Annotated in this window: 20 protein-coding genes; 8 read left to right on the top strand and 12 right to left on the bottom strand. The window is 54.1% G+C overall.

The genetic code is table 11. From position 1 onward, the window contains the following. Positions 1 to 112: 112 nt before the first annotated feature. Positions 113 to 856 carry a FadR/GntR family transcriptional regulator gene (locus tag QMQ05_RS07830; protein ID WP_345474414.1) on the top strand — a complete coding sequence of 248 codons (744 nt, stop codon included), beginning with the start codon at positions 113 to 115 and terminating at the stop codon, positions 854 to 856. A gap of 45 nt (positions 857 to 901) precedes the next feature. Continuing rightward, a complete protein-coding gene (gene pepN, locus QMQ05_RS07825) occupies positions 902 to 3,550 on the top strand; it encodes an aminopeptidase N (RefSeq protein WP_345474412.1) in 2,649 nt (882 codons plus the stop codon). Between the two features lie 77 nt (positions 3,551 to 3,627). On the opposite strand, the gene QMQ05_RS07820 is transcribed toward pepN, so the two are convergent. The 5 genes from QMQ05_RS07820 to QMQ05_RS07800 all read right to left on the bottom strand — a co-directional run bounded on the left by QMQ05_RS07820 (position 3,628) and on the right by QMQ05_RS07800 (position 7,668). Next, positions 3,628 to 4,683 carry a lipoate--protein ligase family protein gene (locus QMQ05_RS07820; protein WP_345474411.1) on the bottom strand — a complete coding sequence of 352 codons (1,056 nt, stop codon included), beginning with the start codon at positions 4,681 to 4,683 and terminating at the stop codon, positions 3,628 to 3,630. Between the two features lie 132 nt (positions 4,684 to 4,815). After that, complete coding sequence (locus QMQ05_RS07815; protein ID WP_022875076.1) at positions 4,816 to 5,073, bottom strand: type B 50S ribosomal protein L31; 258 nt, start codon at positions 5,071 to 5,073, stop codon at positions 4,816 to 4,818. 146 nt (positions 5,074 to 5,219) lie between these two features. Continuing rightward, positions 5,220 to 6,053, bottom strand: coding sequence for a TrmH family RNA methyltransferase (locus QMQ05_RS07810; RefSeq protein ID WP_345474408.1), 834 nt, complete (start codon positions 6,051 to 6,053; stop codon positions 5,220 to 5,222). 3 nt (positions 6,054 to 6,056) lie between these two features. Then, complete coding sequence (locus tag QMQ05_RS07805; RefSeq protein WP_345474406.1) at positions 6,057 to 6,854, bottom strand: sulfite exporter TauE/SafE family protein; 798 nt, start codon at positions 6,852 to 6,854, stop codon at positions 6,057 to 6,059. 28 nt (positions 6,855 to 6,882) lie between these two features. After that, complete coding sequence (locus tag QMQ05_RS07800; protein ID WP_345474404.1) at positions 6,883 to 7,668, bottom strand: ABC transporter ATP-binding protein; 786 nt, start codon at positions 7,666 to 7,668, stop codon at positions 6,883 to 6,885. A 123-nt stretch (positions 7,669 to 7,791) separates the two neighbouring features. Here QMQ05_RS07800 and serB point away from each other — a divergent pair, with 123 nt between their 5' ends. After that, positions 7,792 to 8,712 (top strand): phosphoserine phosphatase SerB, encoded by a 921-nt coding sequence (gene serB, locus QMQ05_RS07795; RefSeq protein ID WP_345474402.1) that lies wholly within the window; start codon positions 7,792 to 7,794, stop codon positions 8,710 to 8,712. A 163-nt stretch (positions 8,713 to 8,875) separates the two neighbouring features. Then, positions 8,876 to 10,618 carry a VanW family protein gene (locus tag QMQ05_RS07790; RefSeq protein ID WP_345474400.1) on the top strand — a complete coding sequence of 581 codons (1,743 nt, stop codon included), beginning with the start codon at positions 8,876 to 8,878 and terminating at the stop codon, positions 10,616 to 10,618. 150 nt (positions 10,619 to 10,768) lie between these two features. On the opposite strand, the gene QMQ05_RS07785 is transcribed toward QMQ05_RS07790, so the two are convergent. Together QMQ05_RS07785 and QMQ05_RS07780 are read right to left on the bottom strand one after the other, a co-directional pair. Next, positions 10,769 to 11,518, bottom strand: coding sequence for an SDR family oxidoreductase (locus QMQ05_RS07785; protein WP_345474398.1), 750 nt, complete (start codon positions 11,516 to 11,518; stop codon positions 10,769 to 10,771). 70 nt (positions 11,519 to 11,588) lie between these two features. Next, positions 11,589 to 12,311 (bottom strand): beta-ketoacyl-ACP reductase, encoded by a 723-nt coding sequence (locus tag QMQ05_RS07780; RefSeq protein ID WP_058254247.1) that lies wholly within the window; start codon positions 12,309 to 12,311, stop codon positions 11,589 to 11,591. Positions 12,312 to 12,486: 175 nt separating this feature from the next. Here QMQ05_RS07780 and QMQ05_RS07775 point away from each other — a divergent pair, with 175 nt between their 5' ends. Genes QMQ05_RS07775 through QMQ05_RS07765 form a run of 3 tightly spaced genes read left to right on the top strand, consistent with a single transcriptional unit; the run spans position 12,487 to position 14,075 of the window. Further along, the gene (locus tag QMQ05_RS07775) at positions 12,487 to 12,924 is read left to right on the top strand and encodes a DUF3099 domain-containing protein (protein ID WP_345474395.1); all 438 of its coding nucleotides are present in this window, start codon (positions 12,487 to 12,489) and stop codon (positions 12,922 to 12,924) included. Then, entirely contained in the window at positions 12,924 to 13,169 is a 246-nt protein-coding gene (locus QMQ05_RS07770; RefSeq protein ID WP_058254245.1) for a hypothetical protein, read from the top strand. The genes QMQ05_RS07775 and QMQ05_RS07770 overlap by 1 nt, the downstream gene beginning before the upstream one ends. Further along, positions 13,170 to 14,075, top strand: a complete 906-nt coding sequence (locus tag QMQ05_RS07765) for an SURF1 family cytochrome oxidase biogenesis protein (RefSeq protein ID WP_345474391.1) — start codon at positions 13,170 to 13,172, stop codon at positions 14,073 to 14,075. It begins immediately after the preceding gene. Between the two features lie 21 nt (positions 14,076 to 14,096). Here the strand turns inward: QMQ05_RS07765 and QMQ05_RS07760 are convergent, their stop codons facing one another. From QMQ05_RS07760 to QMQ05_RS07740, 5 genes are all read right to left on the bottom strand, one after another. Continuing rightward, positions 14,097 to 14,534, bottom strand: a complete 438-nt coding sequence (locus tag QMQ05_RS07760; protein ID WP_345474389.1) for a hypothetical protein — start codon at positions 14,532 to 14,534, stop codon at positions 14,097 to 14,099. Between the two features lie 67 nt (positions 14,535 to 14,601). Beyond that, positions 14,602 to 16,203 carry an ABC-F family ATP-binding cassette domain-containing protein gene (locus QMQ05_RS07755; RefSeq protein WP_345474387.1) on the bottom strand — a complete coding sequence of 534 codons (1,602 nt, stop codon included), beginning with the start codon at positions 16,201 to 16,203 and terminating at the stop codon, positions 14,602 to 14,604. 134 nt (positions 16,204 to 16,337) lie between these two features. Then, entirely contained in the window at positions 16,338 to 17,435 is a 1,098-nt protein-coding gene (locus QMQ05_RS07750) for a GTP pyrophosphokinase (protein WP_345474385.1), read from the bottom strand. Between the two features lie 96 nt (positions 17,436 to 17,531). Then, complete coding sequence (locus QMQ05_RS07745; protein WP_345474383.1) at positions 17,532 to 18,311, bottom strand: DUF2637 domain-containing protein; 780 nt, start codon at positions 18,309 to 18,311, stop codon at positions 17,532 to 17,534. Between the two features lie 110 nt (positions 18,312 to 18,421). Then, on the bottom strand, positions 18,422 to 19,546 hold the full coding sequence (locus QMQ05_RS07740; RefSeq protein ID WP_345474381.1) for a VanZ family protein: 1,125 nt from the start codon (positions 19,544 to 19,546) through the stop codon (positions 18,422 to 18,424). Positions 19,547 to 19,759: 213 nt separating this feature from the next. Here QMQ05_RS07740 and QMQ05_RS07735 point away from each other — a divergent pair, with 213 nt between their 5' ends. Further along, positions 19,760 to 21,226, top strand: a complete 1,467-nt coding sequence (locus QMQ05_RS07735; protein ID WP_345474379.1) for a DUF2079 domain-containing protein — start codon at positions 19,760 to 19,762, stop codon at positions 21,224 to 21,226. Positions 21,227 to 21,364 lie beyond the last annotated feature (138 nt).

Here is a 21,364-nt window from a genome sequence, read left to right as displayed (position 1 = left end):
ATATTGTAGGACGTAGGATGTCCTATCTATGGTTTAGACTGTAATAGGCAACACACCATATGGTCAACTGGCTCACAAAAATAATTTGTCGCTAAGGAAATCGGAGGTTCCCTTGAGCACCCTACCCACCCGCCGCTCAGACGCCCGCGCTAGGCTTCACGCCCTCACCAACGACATCACGTCATTGATTCTCGAACGTGGTCTACTACCTGGCGATCCCCTGCCTACAGAACAAGAACTGATGGCGGAACTCGGGGTCGGACGCAATTCTCTACGCGAAGCGGTCAAGGTACTTCAGGCCTTAGGGATCGTTGATACCCGTCACGGCTTTGGAATGTTCGTTGCCAAAGAGAACCTCAATGCCCTGCATGAATCGCTAGCATTCCGTGGACAGATGTCGCTGCGTCATCACGGTCACGAAGCTACCGAACTGGTCGATGTGCGCCAAGCTCTAGAAACCGGACTCATTGGACTTGCCATCCGTGCAGTCACCGAAGAGCACCTAGAAGCCTTGGAAAAAGTCGTCGTAGCGATGGAAGAGCGGGCAGCCCGCAATGAGACCTTTGTCGAGGAAGACAAGGCCTTCCACCGGATCCTCTTTGAACCGTTGGACAACCAATTATTGACGAACCTTCTCGGGGTCTTCTGGGATGTTTACCGCACCATTTATTCAGCTATCGATCCAGATCTAGCCGTCACCCACCCTGTAAAAACTGCACAGGATCACCGAGACATCCTTAATGCCGTTAAAGATCGCGACGTCGACACGGCACGTAAATTGATTTCTGAGCACTTCCAAGGGATCCGCGCACTATTGGAGAAGCGTCGGTTGGAGCATGACGCGAAAGCAAATTAGTTCGCCTTCGCAGGTCTCAAACATTCATTTCACAGCTAAGCTGGGATGGTGGACACTCTAGAACGTTATGCACCAAATGAAAATCTAAGACGCGATGAAGCGGCTTGGCGCGCCGAAAATATCACCTGGCACTCTGCAGAAGTCCAGCTTGATCTGACCAATGCCACGCAATTCTCTGCGACCAGCTACACCTCGGTGACGACGCTGAATTTTTCATCCGCATGCACCGAGACCTTCATCGACTTCATCCACGAATCCGTAGAAGAAGTATTGGTCAATGGCACCGCCATTGACCTATCAGCCGCGGTCCTCGACTCACGGATCTACCTCGATAACCTGCTCACTGATGCACCGAACACCGTCACGGTCACCGGCCATGCCCTGTACTCTCGCTCTGGCGAAGGACTACACCGCTTTGTTGACCCACAAGATGGCGAGACCTATCTCTACACCCAGTTCGAACCTTCAGAGGCACGACGTGTTTTCGCCTGCTTTGAACAACCGGACCTCAAAACCAGCTACCGCTTCACCCTCACCGGCCCCTCGGGCTGGCACTTGGCCAGCAATCAGCCAATCGTGGACGAAGTCTTCCACGACAATGGCACAAAAACGGTAACTTGCTCCCCCACCCCACCAATCTCCAGTTACATCACCGCGGTCCTGGCCGGTCCTTATCATGTGGAACGTGGCGAGCATATTCAAGAACTACCGGACGGTGAACAGCTTGTTATTGAACTTGCCGCGACCTGCCGTGCTTCGTTGGCCGAGCACTTTGACGGCCCAGAAATTCTGGACCTCACCAGCCGCGGACTGAATTACTTCCACGAACTCTTCGACTACCCCTACCCATGGGGCAAGTATGATTCGGCCTTCGTTCCCGAATACAACCTCGGCGCCATGGAAAACCCAGGGCTAGTGACCTTCACTGAACGCTATGTGTTTACCTCTCACGCCACCGAAGGCCAGTACGAGCAACGCGGCAACACCCTCATGCACGAGATGGCGCATATGTGGTTCGGCGATCTGGTCACCATGAAGTGGTGGGATGATCTGTGGCTCAAAGAATCTTTCGCCGACTACATTGGCACCCTGGCCAACGATGAAGCCACGGACTTCACCACCGCGTGGACAACCTTTGCTGCCCGCCGAAAAGCCTGGGCTTATGTCGCAGACCAGATGCCCACCACACATCCAATTGTTGCAGACATTCCTGATCTGCTCGCCGCAGATCAAAACTTCGACGGCATTACTTACGCCAAGGGCGCCAGCGTACTCAAACAGCTCGCAGCCTTCGTCGGAGCGGACGCATTCCGCGATGCTGCACGTTCCTACTTCCGCAAGCACGCCTATTCCAACACGTCTCTGGAAGACTTCTTGCAGGCGTTGGAAACCGCTAGTGGACGAGACATGCGTCAATGGGCCGATGCCTGGTTGAAAACCAGCGGTGTCCCAAAGCTCAAGGTTACCTACAGCACCGATGACCAGGGCATCATCACCCAAGCCCAGCTATCGCAGTTCGGTACTGATCCTGTGACCGGGCAGCCTATTGTGCGTCCTCATGTGCTCAGCGTTGGGGCCTACACTTTGCGTGACGGTCAGCTCGTACGCACTGGATCATCCCAGGTAGAACTCGTGACAGAGTCCGTGGCACTTGATTTCTTGGTGGGGCATAAGGTCCCGGATCTTATTCTTCCCAATGATGGCGATGAGACCTATGCACTGATTGAATTTGATCCGATGTCACGTACCACGTTGTTGGAAAACCTCTCCGGCTTATCCGATTCCTTGCCTCGCGCGACCTGCTGGGCTTCGTTGTGGGACGCAGTTCGCTCGGCGACGTTGGATGCACAAAGCTACGTCGAAGCCTTACTCGCCCATGCACACACCGTGACGGATGCGGGAGTATTTGGTGTCCTGACCGATCAACTGGTGACCTCCATCTCCAAGTACGTCGCACCGGAATTGCGTGCAGAGTTACGTTCCAGTGCAGCCGACGTGCTCACCGGTTGGCTGACCAAATTTGAGCCAGGAAGTGATCAGCAAACCACCACTGCACGCACCTTGACTCGTTTGGCCAGAGCCGGTGTCGCCGGTGAGGTCATCGAGGCGTTCCTTGGTCAGCAACCCAACGAATACCAAGTCACGGTCGATGAACAACTGCTGTGGAACTCCTATATCGCTCTAGCCGCAGCTGGCAAGCTCGATACCGAGGCCGAAACCAAGATGCACGAGGCTGCCAAGCAGAATCCAACAAGTATTGCGCTTAATGCTGTGCGAACTGCTTTAGCAGCTCGCCCCATTCCTGAGGTGAAGGAAAACGCCTTCGACACCGTGCTGATGGCGCGTGATGAGAAGGGCGAGCTATCCAATGATGCGCTCTCGGCCACGGCGCTAGGCTTCGCCATGGGTTCGTCGTCCTTGTTGGCCCCTTTTGAACCGCGGTTCTGGGCTGCCATCCTCCCGGTTTTTGAAACCATGAGCATGGAGTTTTCGACACGTGTCATCGAGGGGCTCTACCCGGGCCATCAAGACTTGGACGGTTCCATCGAGCAGAACCAAGCCTTGGCTGCAGCTAGTGCCTGGCTGGAGGAGAATGCTCAAGCACCGACCGCCCTGAAGCGAATTCTCTTGGAGGAGCGGGACGAACTAGAACGTTCGCTGAATGCACAGGCTTTTAGTCGTACCAGCCGGTAAGCAGACCTTTAAACCAGTGAGTCTGCACAATGGTTCTTGCATTGTGCAGACTCACTGGTTTAAACGGTTATTCGCGTCTACGGAACGCGAGCAGTCCATTCATCCGTAGCAAATTTAGTTTCGGCCAGTTCACGAGCTGTTTGGCGGGTCTCTTCGTCGAGTTGTGCCGGCTGGGCACCAGTACGTTGGGCAAACGTATCCATCATGACGTTGATGATCTCCATACGTCCAAGATCCGTCTGAGACTTTAGAGGATCGACGCGCTTGACCGCGGAAGTGATTCCCTTGTCTGAAATCTTCTCTCGTCCAATGCGCAGGACTTGGGTCATTTTCTGAGCATCGATGTCGTAGCTCATCGTGACGTGATGAAGCATTGCCCCGTTAGCGAGTCGTTTTTGGGCGGCTCCGCCGATCTTCCCAGCTTCTGTGGCGATGTCGTTGAGTGGCTTGTAGTGAGCTTTGAGACCGATATTCGCTAGTGCTTCCATCACCCATGCGTCTAGGAATGGGTAGGAATCTGCAAAGCTCATGCCATCCACCAGGGATTCGGGTGCATACAGTGAATAGGTGATGCAGTTGCCAGCTTCCATGAACATGGCGCCACCACCGGAAATTCGACGGACTACTTGAATACCATATTCATCGGCCTGTTCCATGTCGACTTCATTTTTCAGTGACTGGAAGGACCCGATAACTACTGCGCCCTCGTTCCAGTCCCAGAACCGAATGGTTGGTTTGCGCTGACCCTTAGCAATTTGACGAGTAAGCACCTCATCTAGGGCAACTTGTTCAGTAATGGGAATGATTTCCGGTCCGAGAATTTCCCACTCGTGATCTTCCCATTTGGTTGCATGCCCCAGGGCACGGCGCACCACACGAGCGACAGCGTCGGCATCAAAACCAAACATCACCGCGCCTTCGCGCAAATTGCTGGTCACAGCATCTCGAATGGTGCTGTGGCTGGCATCTGTGTGCAGACCGCGTACCGCCTCATTGAGGTCTTCTAAAGCCTCATCCGGTTCTAAGAAAAAATCACCATTCAGTGATACATCCGTGATCGTTCCGTCATTTGATTCCAGATCAACGACGACTAATTTTCCACCGACAACCTTGTACTCACCATGATGCATCATGTTCTTATTCTATCGCCGTGTCTGGTGGCCATGAACTGCACAGCGTCCTGCTCAAGAAAGCTGTTAAAGCAGCAGTGGCGCGTTTCCAGAAATCTGGAAACACGCCACATAAAGCTTGCGAGGGGCGAAGTATTACTTCTTGCCGCCGAAGCCCTTGAAGCGGGCGTTGAAGCGCTCGACACGACCGGCGGTGTCCATGATGCGCTGCTTACCGGTGTAGAACGGGTGCGAAGCAGCCGAGATTTCAACGTCAATCACTGGGTAAGTGTTGCCGTCTTCCCACTCGATGGTCTTGTCCGAAGTTGCGGTCGAACGGGTCAGGATCTTTTCGCCGGAAGCCAGGTCGTTGAAAACCACAGCGGCGTAATTTGGATGGATATCAGCCTTCATAGCTATACACCTTCATGTTTATGGCCACTGGATTTTGCCAGCAGCTACCTACTCGGAAATTCGCCATGTAGTACAACGTTCGGTGAAGAACCTGCAACACACAGACATTACATCCTATCGCATATTTACCGCAGAAGAGAACCAGTTTAACGTGGGGCGGAACACAGATGCCAGAAGGCAATAGCGCTAGCAGCACCGACGTTCAGTGAATCCACTTCCCTATGCATCGGAATGATGACCGTGCGGTCTACGGTATCCAATGCTTCCTGGGTTACTCCCCTGCCTTCGTTGCCTAAGATCATGGCAATTTTCTGGCCTGGATTAATTTGTACTTCATTCAGTGCCACAGCATCGTCGGTCAGTTCCATCGCCAAGAGTTCATAGCCATGATCTTTGAGCTTAGCCATGTCATCGGGCCAGCTTTCCAACCGGACCCACGGAAGATCAAAAACCGTTCCCATGGATACACGCGCACTTCGGCGGTACCAAGGATCGACGCACTTCGGAGTCAGTAATACAGCATCAATGCCGAGCCCGGATGCCGAACGAATGATGGCGCCCAAGTTCGTGTGATCCGCTATGTCTTCAAGAATCGCAATCCGCGAGCTGTTTTCCAGAACGTTGTTGAGGTCCAATGGTTCTGGACGATTCATGGCAGCCATGGCACCGCGGTGCAAATGGAACCCAACAAGATCTTCAAGCTGTCGGTCATCACCAACAAAAATGGGAGCCGTCGGAAAACGATTAAATTCTTCGGTCAGCTGCCCTAGATGCTTTTCAGCCAGCAGGAAGCTACGAGGCACATGCCCGGCATTGATAGCACGCTGAACTACCTTGGTACTTTCAGCAATATAGAGACCGTTTTCAACATCGGTGCGCATCCGCAGATGCGCTTCCGAAAGCCTGAGATACTCATCAAGACGTGAATCTTGAAGATCTTCCACGTGCAAGATTCGCTCGGGATTGAGAATTTCACCCACTGACTAAACCAACTTCAAGAGCATGTTAACCAGGGCGATAGTACCTAGAACAACGATGATTCCACGTAACCAGCCTGGGGAAAGTTTGCGTCCAAGTTTCGCACCAATAAACCCACCAATGAGTGAGCCCAAGGCGATCAATAGCACGATGAGCCAATGGATACGTTCTGGCGCAATGATCAGATACATCACCGCTGCCACGAGATTCACGATCAGTGACAGGATGACCTTAATCGCGTTGGACTGTTGCAAAGAAGCCTGCAGGAAAACACCAAAGACTGCCATCAGCAAAATGCCCTGAGCGGCCGTGAAATATCCGCCGTAGACGCCAATAGCAAATACACAGATGTAAAGGATGGCCGGAACCTTGGCACGGTCTGCCCCATCGGGATCCGTACCACCCCGGGCTGCTTGACGGGTCTTGGCCCAAGCAGACAGCTTTGGCTGGAAGATGACCAAAATCAACGCACAGATCAACAGAACTGGCGCGACCACGCCAAAAACGGACTCCGGAAGATTAAGGAGTAAAAGTGAACCAATCAAGCCACCGATCAGTGAAACCGGAATCAGCTTGAATAGAGTCTTTTTGACGCTTGCCGCCTCGCGGCGGTAACCCCAGGCGCCGGAGAATCCACCGGCAACCAAGCCCATGGCATTAGAAACCACCGCATTGACCGGCGCAGTACCTAGGGCAACAAGAATCGGAAAGGTGACCAGTGTGCCGGAACCGACAACGGTGTTGATCGTTCCGGCCCACAGGCCACCAATGAAGATGAGGGCTTCACGCCAAAACTCAACCACGTAGAAGCTTCTCCTCTAGTTCGTTTAATTACGCGCCGGCGAATGCCGAGTAACGCCCACCTTCGCGGCGAAGCTTCAACTTCATCCCGTAGGTCAGCTCGAGGTTTTCCTCGGTGAGCGTGGAATCAATGTCGCCAGCTGCAACAACCTGTCCATCACGCATCATCAGAATGTGAGTGAAACCAGCTGGAACTTCTTCGAGGTGATGCGTCACCAGAACGAGCGCTGGAGCGTCTTCGTCTGCAGCCAATTCAGCCATCTGAGCGACAAGTTCTTCTCGGCCAGCAAGATCAAGTCCTGCAGCTGGCTCATCCAGAATCAAGAGTTCTGGATCAGTCATCAATGCTCGCGCGATAAGCACGCGTTTGCGTTCACCCTCGGACAGCTTGCCAAAGGGTTGGTTCATGAAGGTAGACATACCCCATTCATGAAGCAAACGGAAAGCACGGCGCTCATCAAGTTTTTCGTACTTCTCACGCCAGCGGCCGGTCATGCCGTACGCCGCGGTCAAAACCACATTCAATGCGTTTTCGTTGGCTGGGATTGAGTTGGCAACCAATGCCGAGCTCAAACCAATCAGTGGACGTAGATCAAAAACAGAAACTCGTCCTAAGCGTTCGCCAAGAATATCGGCGGTACCACGGGTGGGGTGCAACCGAGTGGCCGCAATATTCATCAAGGTAGATTTGCCGGCACCGTTCGGTCCAACAACAATCCACCGCTGTCCTTCTTTAACTTCCCAGGACACGTCCTTGAGCAGTTCTTTTCGCCCGCGCACCACGCTGACATCTTTGAAAGTTAGCACTTCGCTCATGGTAGTCAAGCCTAGACTTTTCGTTGCTATTTCACTAATTGAATCACCTGTAATCCGCTGATTTTTCTCTGGTTCCGGCCGTCATGTTTGGTCGCAATAGCTGAATCATTGAAAAATGGTTGTATGGCTTCATCATTGGTTTTTGTCTCCCGTCCTTCGTTTCCTCGCGAACAGTTTCTTTCCCTGCTTGACCTAGCAGTCTCAGAACGACTAATCCCTGAGGTGCTGGAACTGACAGTCAAAACCAGTGAAGAGCGTCTGGTCGCTAAGGTCGAGCTGCAAAACGGTACGCGTGAAGAACTCCAGTTGCTGGCAACCGAGTTCATTGATCGTTACGTCGACTCCGGGATTCTCAACTACTCTGATGTGTGCGTGGCGGTCGTTCCAGAAGAAATCACCTTGGCACCTCAACTGTTATTGCTCATGGATGTGGACTCCACGCTGATTAAGCAAGAAGTTATCGAACTGTTAGCTGCACATGCGGGCCGTGAAAAAGAAGTGGCCGCAGTAACTGAAGCGGCCATGCGCGGCGAATTGGACTTTGCCCAGTCACTCATCCAACGTGTGGCAACCCTCAAAGACTTACCAGATTCGGTTCTCGCGGAAGTCGGGGAACGAATCATCTTCTCGGACGGCGCACCATCGTTGGTTCGCCGATTCCATGCCGCCGGGCATAAAGTCGCCGTAGTTTCCGGCGGCTTCCAACAAATCCTCGACCCTCTGGCCAAGACCCTCAACCTAGATCATGCACTGGCTAACACGCTAGGCATTACCGACGGTGTGCTTGACGGTACGGTTCACGGAGAAATTGTTGACCGTGCGATGAAAGAAACAAAACTTCGTTCATGGTCAGAAGAACACCAGATTCCGTTGAACGCGACCATCGCTGCCGGAGACGGGGCCAACGATCTCGACATGGTCTGCGCAGCGGGACTCGGTATCGCCTTTAACGCTAAGCCTGCGTTACGTCAGAAGGCAGACGTGCGTCTGGATTTCTCACGCCTGGATGTCATTGCTGATCTTGTATTGGATGACTTGAACTAACCGAATCCAACAACTCGATAACAATTCACTTGGAAAGCGCTCCACTGAACCGTTATCGGTTGTTCCAGCAGTTAGTATTTTTACCAGACGCCTAAATGGCCTGTGGTACATACCTCGACCAAGCGGCTAAACCCTAACGCTTTTCGAAAGAACTCTAAAACCCGTGCAGACCCCTCCTCAGGACAGTACCCCGGCTACGCCTAATAACTCTTCGCACAATAAAAAGAAGCAAAAAAGCAAGGCTAAGCCTTGGATCATTGCAGGCTCGTGTGTGGTGGCCGTAGGTGCGGCGTACTTCGGTGCAGCCGCTTTTATCAGTTCCCAAGTTCCAGCCAATGCTTCAATTGCCGGCGTTAATATTGGCTCGATGAACGGTGATGAGGCGCGTGCTGAAATTGAGCGAGTCGTCGCTCCACTGGCAGAGGAACCCATTAAGGTCACCGTCAACGCCAAGGACTACACCATTGATCCGGTGAAGGCTGGGCTCAGCCTTAACGTTGACGATACGGTCAACGATCTGACTTCGTACACCGTGAACCCAGTGAAGCTTTATGAGCGCCTGACAGGCGACTATGAAGTAACTCCTGAGTTGAACGTTGATCAGGACAAGCTGTCAGAGCAGATTGAGGCTCTGGCTAAGAAGGCCAATGCTGAGGTAACCGAAGGCAAAATCGAATTTGCCAACGGTGCCGCAAAACTTTCTAAGCCTGTAGATGGCGTGGCACTGAAGAATGATGAGGCTGCCAAAAAAATCAGTGACGACTGGTCCATCGGTGGTGCACCGATCGAACTTCCTGCAGATGTCGTGAATCCTGAGATCTCGGCTGACACTTTGCAAAAGTTCTACGACGATCAAGTCACGAAGCTACTCAAGGGCGATGTGACACTGGCCTCTGGTGATAAGAAGGCAAAGCTTTCCACAGCATCAATCGCTGCGGCGACAACTTATACCCCGAAGGACGGAGCCCCCGCGCTCACCTTGGACGACAAGAAGTTGTACAAAGCTGCCACCAAGAACTCTGATCTCTCAAGCACTGCTAAAGATGCAAAGATCGTCTTGAAGAATGGCAAGCCGTCCATCGAGGAATCCACCAAGGGTATCTCGCTGGAAACCGACGGACTGGGCGCCAAGGTTCTGGCAGCAAGTGCGACCGATAACCGCACCGCTGAAGTGAAGATGACCGAAACCGAGGCCGACTTCACCACCGCGGACGCCAAGAAGTTGGGCGTCAAGGATGCCATCGTCGATTTCTCGACTCCCTACCCTGCATCTGACACGGTTCGCACTAAGAACCTCAAGGCTGGTGCTGCACGAGTCACTGGCGTCATCGTCAAGCCAGGCGAACGCTTCTCGTTGCTCAACACCTTGGGCCCAATCACTACAGCTAACGGCTACTTTAGTTCTGGCGTGGTTGAGAACGGATTTAGTTCTGAAGCCGTGGGTGGTGGACTGTCGCAGATTTCCACGATGATGTACAACGTAGGATTCCTTGCAGGTTATGACGACATTACCCACAAGCCACACTCACGTTGGTTCGATCGCTACCCTGCCGGACGAGAAGCCACCCTCTGGGAGGGACAGATCGATATGATCTGGGAAAACAACACTCCTTACGGTGTGATGGTTCAGGCGTGGGTTTCCGATGATGCGGTACATACACGCTTGTGGTCCACGAAGTACTGGAAGGTCTCTGAAAAGAGCTCAGGCAAGTACAACCTGACCAATCCTGAAACCAAGTACAACGAGGCCGAGAAGTGTGTAGCTGAATCTGGCGGTCAGAAGGGCTTCACCATCGATATCACTCGATACCGCGAGGCCATCGATGGGTCGAAGAAGCTTCCTGCAGAAACCAAGAGCTGGACTTACAGCCCATGGAACAAGATCGTTTGCGGCAAAAAGCCATAAAAATTCATAGAAACAAATACCGTCGGATGTCTTTTCAAGAAGAGATCCGGCGGTATTCTTTTGGTTTCGCTTAAAACAGTTGGTGTCTGACTCCCTTTTCGGGAGTCAGACACCAACTATTGATAACTATTTATCTAGCTACGATGAAATTTACTTTCCTGACTGCTCCAGGAAGTCACCCGCGCCACCAACCAGCTCGGTGTGGCCGGTCTCTACGTCAGCAAACACCATCTTGGCCACTTCGGCACCGAACTCCTCAACGGAGTACAGCTTGCCGGCGGCTTCACGACGGGCATCAATGGCGCCTGGCTCCATGCGGTTGAGCAGGGTTGCGGTGATGGTTCCTTCGATCATGTCACCGGAAACAACAACGAAACTGATGTTCTTTTCGGTGAGCTTTGGAATCATCTCGCGCAGTGCGTCTTCACCGGCGCGCTTGGACTTTGCAACTGCGTCATAGGCGTCCATGGTGGAAACCTCGTTGATGAAGTGTGCCTGGTGGCTGGTCACGAAGACTACGCGGCCACCCTCGCTCATCTTTGGCAAAGCTGCTTCCAGCATGGCGACCTGAGCGTCACGGTTCAGGCGCAACGCGTAGTTCTCGCCCATCGACGTTTCCATGCCACCGGAGGCGTTCAGGACGACGACGTCCAGCGAGCCGAAGTTTTCAACTGCTGCATCAACCAGAGCAACTGGGCCTTCTGGAGTGGTCAGGTCAGCTCCAACAGCTACTGCTTTGCCGCCCTTTTCTTCGATGGCTGCAACGATCTTGTTGGCACGTGGTGCCTTGGCGCGGTAGTTCACCACAACGCCAATGCCTTGCTCGGCCAACAACTGTGCGGTCACGGCGCCAATTCCACGCGAAGAGCCGGTAACTACGGCACCCTTAAATTCGCTCATCTTGAATGTTCTCCTTGGATCTGAGGGAAAATTGAATCTCATACAGCACTAAGTGCTGCAGGAAGGCTTTTTAATGGCCCATGCCTAGGCCGCCGTCAACTGGAATCACGGCACCGGAAATGTAGGCCGCTTCGTCACTAGCAACCCAACGAACCACGTTGGCTACCTCTTCAGGTTCAGCGAAACGGTTGGCTGGGATATTAGCCAAGTATTCCTTCTGAGTATCTTCAGGCAACACGGCGGTCATCTCGGTATTGATGAATCCTGGTGCTACGACGTTGGCGGTGATTCCGCGCGAGCCGAGTTCACGGGTCAGCGAACGGGCAATTCCGACCAGGCCGGACTTGGAAGCGGCGTAGTTGATCTGTCCTGGGGAACCGTAGAGGCCAACCACCGAGGAAATCAGCACCACGCGGCCACGCTTCAAGCGGATCATACCCTTGGTGGCTCGCTTGATGACACGGAAGGCACCGGTGAGGTTGGTATCAATCACCGAAGTGAAGTCATCTTCGCTCATACGCAATAGCAGGGTGTCTTTGGTGACACCGGCATTGGCGACCAATACTTCTACCGGACCGTGAGTTGCTTCAACCTCTTTGAAGGCCTCATCGATGGAGGCGCTGTCGGTGACGTCAGCTTTAACTCCGAGAAGGCCGGCAGGAACCTCGCCGCTGCGGTAGGTGATCGCTACCTTGTCGCCGTTGGCTTCGAAGGCACGAGCGATAGCCAGCCCGATACCGCGATTTCCGCCGGTGACAAGGACGCTGCGGCCAGTAGTTGGTTCCGTAGTCAATGTATTTCTCCATTCATGCGTCGAGGCAGGTACAACCAATCGTGTGATCCATGCCTCGTGCGACGCACTTTGCCTAGTTAAGTAGCTTCTCCGTGAACAATCCTATTAGTTACTGACCAGTTTTACCGCTTCGACAGCGCGTAGAAATTACACTCTCGGTGCCACAAGTGAGACAATGGAAGAAGTTTCCGTTCAGCAAAGTGAAGTCATCTACATGTCATCTCAGCCCATGAATCACGGATCTCGTGAACCGGGAGTCCACCGCATCACCGAAGCTCGTGAATCGCACACTTCCGAACGCGATACCCGTGTGCGCAAATACACGATTTCGATGACCGTGCGCATGATTTGCTTCATTCTCGCCTTCTTCTTTGAAGGTTGGCTGCGTTGGGTCTTTATCGCAGGCGCTGTTGTTCTGCCCTACATTGCTGTGGTGGTTGCCAATGGCGGCGCGGACCTAACAAAGCGAGAGCCGCCAGCCGAGTTTTATAAGGCTCCAGATCCAGGCCAGCTCTCTGCGCCAGAAGGTTCTGCAGCTTCAGCAGAGCAGCAAGACGAAGTTATTGACGGAACATTTGTTGAACAGCCCAGCAAGCCAACCGAGGAGGACTAGTGGATTTATTAGGTTCACTGGGACAGCCTCAAAGCACGCCTGAGGTTCAGTGCTCACGCAAGGGTTGCCGTAACCAGGCTGAATTCCAACTTCTGTGGAACAACCCCAAAATTCATACCCCTGAACGCCGTAAAATCTGGCTGGCCTGCTCCGAACATCAGGAGTGGCTGGAAAACTATCTCAAAGAACGCCTGCTTTACCGGCAAACGCTGCCGCTGCCAGGAACTACTGGAGGCGCCGAATAAATGTATCGATTCCTAGCAAGCACCCGTTGGGTCGGCTGGCTGATCTTGGTGGCCATTTTTGCTACCGCCTGCGTTAGCTTGGGCAATTGGCAAGCAAACCGTCGGGAACAGGTATTGACCGGAATTGAGCGCGTCAATCGCAATTATTTTGCGGATCCAGTTTCTGGAGCTCAAGCCCTGGAAAAGTTCAATCAGCTTCCTGAAGAGAAGACCTGGATGACGGTCGAACTCACCGGAAGCTATTTAACGGACGACACCCTGATTGTCCGAAATCGCATCAAGGCTGGCCGCCCTGGCTACGAGGTGCTTGTTCCGTTTAAAACTCAGCAGGGTGAGGTGGTCATCATTGACCGCGGGTACCTGCCTATCGGTGATGAACAGAGCGGTCACCCCGATGATGTACCAGCGCCTCCCACGGGTGAGGTCACGGTTCTAGCTCGCCTGAAACCAGGAGAGGTACGCCTGGATCGCGGCGCTCCTGAAGGACAGATCGCTTCGATCCAGCTTGAGGATTATGCGCAGCACGTCGATTACGACATTGCGCAGGGCGCTTACGGCATCATGTATCAGGAAGATCCAGCTCCGGCGTCATCGCCGCAGCCCTTGGACGCCCCTGATATGGATGAGGGACCACATCTGTCCTACGAGTTCCAGTGGTACGCCTTTGGTGTGCTGGCGTTTGTTGGCTTCTGGTATGCAGCTAGGCAGCAAAAGAAGTTGAATGCCGAAGACGCTGCCGAGTTAGCTGAGGCCCGAGCTTTGGGCTTTGATGAACCAGTGCACAAGGTTCGAAAAGTCCGGGCTAAGCAAGAGAAGAAATTCCGTCGTGATGGATCGTTGACCGATGAGGCCATCGAGGACGCCATGCTTGACGATGTATCGCAGTCCCCTAGCGATTCACGGTAGTTGAGCTCTAATAACCATAATTCACGGCTGCCAGCGTAGACCGTGCTCCGCGCAGCCTTGCGAGTCATCCGCGGGTTGATCTTCTCGCGCGCATGAGGCATCAATCAGAGTCCGCTGCCCCACTGGTTCCTCCAGTTCCAAGGTGAAGGGAACTGTCTCATTGGACTGACAGCTTTGTGGCTTGTCCTCCAAGGGTTCAACCACGATCCCGATGCTGATTGTCGTTGCGGAATAGTCGACCTGAGTTCCGGTGACTTCCCCGGTGTTTCCAGAAGAGCAAGCAATGCGCATGACACCAAGTTCAAGTTTTGTGCTCGCAGGCGTCACCAGGGTGGAATCTATCAAACTCCATTGGGCGTTAACCGTGTCCGCGGTTGGCGTCGAGCATCCTGTAATCGCCAGCCCCGCGAGCAAGACTCCACCGAACAGCACCCTCGTTGCTCCCCTAGATAAACTCATGGCTTGGCACAACCCTTTCATGAGGTGTTGTGCCAAGCCTACGAGATCTTATGAAGAACAGTTAGTGCTAGGTCAGCGAAACAAGTTCTAGGTAGTCTTCACTGAACAAGTCTTCGTCACCATCAGGCAAGATGACCACACGCTCTGGCTTCAAGGACATCACTGCGCCCTCATCGTGGCTGACCATCACCACGGCACCAGGGAAGGTGGATAGTGCACCGAGCACCTCAGCACGAGAAGCAGGGTCCAAGTTGTTCGTCGGTTCGTCAAGCAGTAGCACGTTAGCACTGGAAGCCACGATGGTGGCCAATGCCAGACGAGTCTTTTCACCACCGGAGAGTACTCCGGCTGGCTTGCTCACATCATCGCCAACAAACAGGAAGGAACCAAGAATCGAACGCACCTCAGCATCATTGAGGTGCTCTGGTGCATTGCGACGCATGTTTTCCAACACGGTCGCTTCAGGATCCAGGGTGTCGTGTTCCTGTGCGAAGTAACCAATCTTCAGACCGTGGCCGGGAACAATTTTTCCGGTATCTGGCTCGGAGACACCTGCAAGCATGCGAAGCAAGGTCGTCTTACCGGCACCGTTCAGCCCAAGGATCACTACCTTGGATCCGCGGTCGATGGCCAGCGATACGTCGTTGAAGATTTCCAGAGAGCCGTAGGCCTTGGACAGCCCTTCAGCCATCAAAGGAGTCTTGCCACAGGGAGCTGGATCCGGGAAACGCAGGGCTGCCACTTTATCCGAAGCACGCTCTTCCTGAAGACCAGAGAGCATACGGTCAACACGCTTAAGCATAGACTGTGCAGCAGAGGCTCCGGAGGCGCGAGCCTTCATGCGGTTCGCCTGGGTCAGCAGTACGGATGCCTTCTTTTCGATGTTGGCACGCTCGCGCTTGCGGGCACGCTCATCGGTTTCACGCTGGACCTTGTAGCGCTTCCAGTTCATGTTGTAAACATCAACGACACCGCGGTTAGCATCAAGGTTCAAAACCTTGTTGACGGTGGCTTCCATCAACCCGGTGTCGTGACTGATCATCAGGACACCACCTGGGTAGTTCTTGATGAAGTCGCGCAGCCAGTTGATCGAGTCCACGTCCAAGTGGTTAGTAGGCTCGTCAAGAAGTAGGGTTTCGGCATCCGAGTAGAGAATGCGGGCCAACTCAACACGACGGCGCTGACCACCGGAGAGGGTGCGCAGCGGCTGATCCAAGATTCGATCTGGCAAATCAAGGTTGGCACAAATCGCAGCAGCTTCTGACTCTGCCGAATAGCCACCGGCAGCAATAAATTCTGCTTCCAACCGGTCGTACTGGCGCATGGCCTTGGCTGAAACCTGTGGGTCCTCGCTGGCCATTTCTTCACGATTTTTGGCCAGTTTACCCAGGACAACGTCCAGTCCACGCGCACCAAGGATACGGTCGCGGGCCAGCTGCTCCATGTTTGGGGTCTTCGGGTCCTGTGGCAGGTAGCCGATGGAACCCTTATGGGTCACTTCACCGCTGGTTGGTTGGGTCTCGCCGGCGAGGACTTTAGTCATCGTCGTCTTGCCGGCACCGTTGCGTCCCACCAGTCCGATCTTGTCGCCCTTGTCGATGCGGAAGTTTACTTCGTCCATCAGCAGGCGGGCGCCGACGCGTAGCTCAAGGTTGGCTACGGAAATCATATGGTGTGGCCCTTTCACGCGGTGAAAAATAATCTTGCCCGTTAATTGGGCAACTTAACTAGTCTACCGGTCAAAGTCCTCGACGATGGTGCAAAGTGCATAAACTAACAGTCCAGCACCCACATTTACAGGTTTTATTGGCCCTGCTGAGAACGGTAGTCCTTCATCTGAATTAAACGACGGCGCAATGATCCTTCACGGCGAAGATCTCCCCCGCTGGTCTTATCGATGTGCTCCTTACCAAAACGCCACAACAACACATCGTCGAGCAACCGGTCAGGGCCCGGCGAATACCGATGGTCCAAGGCGGCGCGAACATCGGTGACCACGTTAGCGTCCAATAACTGGGCTAGCTGCCAGGTCTGACTAATCTGGTGCGCGTCGAGCAGTTCAGCGGCCCAAGACCAATCGTCATCACGTTTGCGGTCTACGTGTGGCAACAGGGTTTGCCAAATCTCCCCGATCTTGTCACCCGTCAACGGTTCGGACCCAGCACCTTGCTGGTCGTGGTATCCGTTGAGTCGGTGGTAGAGCTCATCGATATCGGTGAAGTAATCTTCCACTGTTTCCAGCATGGCCGCGGTAGCGGTGAAGTGCCGGTCAATCTGTGGATTCCAGGCCGCTTCGCCGGGATGCTTAAAGCGGATGTCGTGTTCCATTTCGCTCCAAGCATGTTGGAGCACTGTGCGGATCTGAACTTCAAAGACGAAGTTCCCGCTGGCAACGACGGGTTTGCCTAGGGCTTCCTGGAATTTCCTAACGGTGGGCTCGCTGCGCGTTTTGAGAAGTAGGTGTCGCGATGAGTACCCGTAGGTCCCCGATTCCACGGAACCAATATCTTTCTCGCGGTCGCTGCGACAGTCGAAAGAGTCTCGGTGAGACTTGATCAGGCTGGCCACCTGCTGGATTTCATGGGGTAACATCACGATGATGCGGATGCCCACCATGTCGTGGATTTCGCGCAGCGGGTTGGGGAACTCCAACACCGGGGCGCTTTCAGTGGTTTCCTGCAACCGGCGTGAAGCCTTAGCACGGAATGATTGAGCTGATTTAACCCGGCCGGTGATGAACAAGGGTTGGACTTCACTTTGCGCAAAAAGCCCGCGGATCTTGGCCTTCATGGCCGACATCACGGTATTCAGCTCGCCGGTGACAGATTTGTACTGTTCAACGGAATTCTCAATATGTTCAGAGAACTCATCGTTCTTTGAATCATGCTGGGATTCTGTCATGACTGCCTCCTCGTTACTGATCCGCTCGTTGCTTTACAGTCCTTTTACTCCGTGATGTGCCGGCCGGGTTGATTCAACAAAGAAATTCAACAAAACTTACGGACGGTTCAGGCTTTTGGCCAGGTCGTCGTACAGTGGGGCCTTGTCTTCAGCGGCCTTCTTCTGCTCAGCCTTTGGCTCTGCAGCGTTCTTGGCCTTCTGAACATTCTGGTTGATTGGCGTCACCTTGGCATCAGCGCGGGCGCTAGCAATACCCTCGGCGCGGGCGCGGGCCAAAGCATCTTGGTGTTCCTGCTCCAATTCGGCCAGTCGCTCGTTTTCGGCGGTCTGCGCGTCGGTCAGTGCAGCGTTGTAACCATCGTCGTAGGCAACACCGTACTTCTCGGCGTTTTCCTGCTCTTCGTCATATTCCAGTTCAGCACGAAGCTTGGCTGCTTCAGATTTCTTCTGGTACATGTGCACGGTCAAGTGAGTAATGGCTAAAAGGACGATTGGTGGCATGGCTGCAACCAGGGCTGATACCAGTGGAGGTACACCGTTGACGATTGAGTCAACGGTCAAGATTGCGTGCGTGGAGTTCGCTGCGGTGGAGACGATGGCGCCAAAGAACAACAGCGACCAAGGGTAGATCATGGCCTTACGGTTAAAGCCGTTCAGGGCGACGATGGCCACGGTGGCGGCAACGATCATACCGTCAATAATGATTGGCCAGATCCAGGCCAGTCGTGGGCTGATTCCAGAACGCTCGGCCAAGTCGGTCAACGCGGCAAAAGAGAGCACGAATGCGCCAATGGCAATCAGGACCGTCGCACCGACGGCTGTTCCTAGGACTGCCTTGTGCGGTTCGTTCGGGACCTCAAGCTTTTTTTCTTCCATGCTGCGGGGCAGACCTAACTTCTCAGTTTTCGGATATGTAATCGAAGGCGAGTGTAATGGCCGCAACCGCGCAGGTTAAAGCCACCGCAGTCCATTTTAGCCCTAAATGATTACCGGTCTAACTCACGCAGTAACGTGGCACGTCGATCGATGAATCCAGTGCCGGTAGCTTTCCCAGCAAGTCCACGTTGCTGCGGATCAATAACAAAGAAGACGGCGCTCACCGCAATGTAGACCATGACTAGGACATTAAGGACCGGGTAAGGACTAACCTCGGTGAGGCTAGTGGAGACCTGGAACAGGAATGTGATTCCGCCAAAACCTAACAGGCAACGCAACAGGGCGCGTAGCGCCGAGGCTGGGGCTTGCCCTGAACCAGTAACAGTCAGCCACGCACAGCGTTGCCCTAACGAGGCACGACCTGGGGTCACACTAGGAAGAACAAAGACAAAGATCACTACGACAAACGGGATCCAGAAGTTCATCAATCGTTCATTGGTGGCCGGCCCACCCAGTTTTTCAATCAATGACAGTGCACCGGTGATACCAAAGACTGCCCCGGTAGTGATGGCGGCATCAAAGACGTTGGCCAGCGCGCGTCGTGATCTGGTGACCCTGCGTGGCGCTGCTGAACGTGCATCCCCATCCTTGGGTCCGGTGAGGAAGCTGAAGATTGGTAGGTAAGCCAAGATTGCACCGATCAGTGCGCCAGCAGTATTCACGATGACATCATCAACGTCAGCCACGCGATAGGCGCAGTCATACAATCCCCAGATACCCGTGTACTGGGTGAGTTCAATAGTTAGCGAGGCAACAAAGCCCAGAACCAGACCGGTGAAGATGTTACCGCGCAACCAGCGCACCGCCAGGATGCCCAAGGGCATAAACAAGATGACGTTGAACAGCACTTGCCACAAAACGAAGCTAGTGGCGAAGCCAGCTAGGCCTCGGGTAGCAATGCTTTCAGAAAACTGCTCAAGAAAACGTCCTGGGACCAGCTGTGGAATGCCGCGACCGGGATAGCAGGCTTCACTGCGCGATGCTGGCAGCGGCAACATGGTGTAGCTGAACAGACCAAAACCGTAGAGCGCGGCCGCCGAGGTCGTGATAGTGCGCCGCCAAGACAGGCGCCCATGACGGCGATATTGCAGCGCCAAAAGGAAAACGCCGGCAGCGCCTAGGAAGACGAGACTGCCGAGGATCGCAATCGCTCCGGGCCAGATTAAGGTGTTCATATTTCTATCTAACCGTACGAAAACTCGCCACTAGCCCCAGAACCCCGAATTCTGGCTGGAAGGTATCTGGGAATGTTCAGCACGTAGACCGGATGCTAGCTGTGCGCAAGATAAGCCGTTTCGCTAATTAGGTGAGCAAGCTCCTGCTACGTCAGCGCCTAGGCCCGACGCGTCATAGGCTCAATGTCACGACAAGTAGATAAGCTTTAATCCATGTCTATCTCGTCCCCCACGCCCATGACCCGGGCCCACAAGCTGCACCTTGGACTGGTCATGCTTGTGGCAGGAATCTTGTACGTTATCCATTCTTTCCTGCGTTTTGCGCGTTTTGAGTCGCGCGGGTACGACCTAGGCATCTTTGATCAAGCGGCGCGTCAGTACGCGATGTTCAAGGCACCGATCGTGCCGATCAAGGGTGTCGACTTCAACCTGCTGGGTGATCATTTCCACCCGATCCTGGTACTTCTGGCACCCTTTTACTGGATCTGGAACGACCCACGGATGCTCGGTATCGTCTTAGCGCTGCTGCTGATTTCCACCGCGATCCCGGTCTACCTCTTCACCCGACCTCGCTTCGGTCATCTCGGCGCCCTGTTGACCAGCGTGGCGCTACTGTTGTGGTGGCCCTTCCAAGCCATCGTGAACTGGGACTTCCACGAAGTCGCCTTCGGAGTGCCGATCATGGCATGGATCATTTGGGCTTTCGATAAGGGCCGCTATTGGTTGGTCGTGGGACTGGCCACCAGCCTCTTGACGGTGCGCGAAGACATGGGCATCACCATGGTGGCTGTAGGCATCGTGCTTCTTTTCCACCGCCAGTGGTTCAAAGCCGCACTCACCGCAGTGCTGGGACTCGTGGGCTATTTGATTGTCACCGGCTATCTCATCCCACTCTTCTCCCCCGAGGGCGAATTCTCCTATTGGCAGTACACCGCGCTGGGTGCCACTGCTGGCGCGGCAGTGGTCTTCTTGATCACTCACCCCTTCCAGTCAATCGCAATCCTCTTTAATCATCAGCTGAAGTGGGCCCTGTGGTTGCTGACATTTGCACCCTTGGCGTTGTTGCCATTCGCGTCACCATATTTGATCCTCGGCGCCCCATTGTTCCTCTCTCGTTTGTTCAACGACAGGCTGAACACCTGGGCGCCGGTTTATCAGTACGACGCGATCATGGCGCCGATCGTGATCTTGTCCGCGGTCCACGTGTTGCATAAGCTCGCCGTGCGCTATAACTGGAAGCGTGCAGGCGTTTTCGGCCCGGCATGGCTCGTATCAATCTCGGTCATTGCTACCCTGTTTTTCCCCATGGTCTTCCCACTGGGCAAAACCATCACCGGACAGGGCTGGCCCTCGGCAGAACTGATCGCAGCGAAGCAGAAGGCCGTAGCCATGATTCCTGATGGAGTCTGTATTGAAGCTGCTGACAGCGTGGTCCCCCACCTGACCACCCGCACCTACGTCGGGTTGCATGGAGATATTGGCGATGACCTATCCAGCTGGATGATCATCGACTTCAACGTCGAAGAGCTTGGCGGATGGGATCCACTGACTCCGGATCAAGCACTGGAACGAGCCACCAAGTTGGGCTTCAAACCGGTGGCAGATGAAGATCAAGGCATCCTGGTCCTTCATCGGGACATCAAGACCGATCCGGTTTGTTCCTCCTATCTACAGCGCTAGCTTCCAGGCCCGGCACCCACGTGGTGTCGGGCCTTTCGCTTATCCCCAGACCCCGCTCGACCACGCACCGTTATACCCTGGCCTGACTGTGTTGTGGGCCAGTTGTATTTGCACCTGCTGAATCAATGCTGACGGTAT

The sequence above is a fragment of the Glutamicibacter sp. B1 genome, from assembly GCF_039602135.1.
GTDB lineage: Bacteria > Actinomycetota > Actinomycetes > Actinomycetales > Micrococcaceae > Glutamicibacter > Glutamicibacter ectropisis.
This window is presented reverse-complemented; position numbering and strand designations above follow the sequence as displayed.

Coding starts and splice junctions, on each gene's coding strand:
- pepN (WP_345474412.1), top strand. CDS start 902: ATGGTGGACACTCTAGAACGTTATGCACCAAATGAAAATCTAAGACGC.
- QMQ05_RS07820 (WP_345474411.1), bottom strand. CDS start 4,683: ATGATGCATCATGGTGAGTACAAGGTTGTCGGTGGAAAATTAGTCGTC.
- QMQ05_RS07815 (WP_022875076.1), bottom strand. CDS start 5,073: ATGAAGGCTGATATCCATCCAAATTACGCCGCTGTGGTTTTCAACGAC.
- QMQ05_RS07800 (WP_345474404.1), bottom strand. CDS start 7,668: ATGAGCGAAGTGCTAACTTTCAAAGATGTCAGCGTGGTGCGCGGGCGA.
- serB (WP_345474402.1), top strand. CDS start 7,792: ATGGCTTCATCATTGGTTTTTGTCTCCCGTCCTTCGTTTCCTCGCGAA.
- QMQ05_RS07785 (WP_345474398.1), bottom strand. CDS start 11,518: ATGAGCGAATTTAAGGGTGCCGTAGTTACCGGCTCTTCGCGTGGAATT.
- QMQ05_RS07775 (WP_345474395.1), top strand. CDS start 12,487: ATGGAAGAAGTTTCCGTTCAGCAAAGTGAAGTCATCTACATGTCATCT.
- QMQ05_RS07765 (WP_345474391.1), top strand. CDS start 13,170: ATGTATCGATTCCTAGCAAGCACCCGTTGGGTCGGCTGGCTGATCTTG.
- QMQ05_RS07760 (WP_345474389.1), bottom strand. CDS start 14,534: ATGAGTTTATCTAGGGGAGCAACGAGGGTGCTGTTCGGTGGAGTCTTG.
- QMQ05_RS07755 (WP_345474387.1), bottom strand. CDS start 16,203: ATGATTTCCGTAGCCAACCTTGAGCTACGCGTCGGCGCCCGCCTGCTG.
- QMQ05_RS07750 (WP_345474385.1), bottom strand. CDS start 17,435: ATGACAGAATCCCAGCATGATTCAAAGAACGATGAGTTCTCTGAACAT.
- QMQ05_RS07745 (WP_345474383.1), bottom strand. CDS start 18,311: ATGGAAGAAAAAAAGCTTGAGGTCCCGAACGAACCGCACAAGGCAGTC.
- QMQ05_RS07740 (WP_345474381.1), bottom strand. CDS start 19,546: ATGAACACCTTAATCTGGCCCGGAGCGATTGCGATCCTCGGCAGTCTC.
- QMQ05_RS07735 (WP_345474379.1), top strand. CDS start 19,760: ATGTCTATCTCGTCCCCCACGCCCATGACCCGGGCCCACAAGCTGCAC.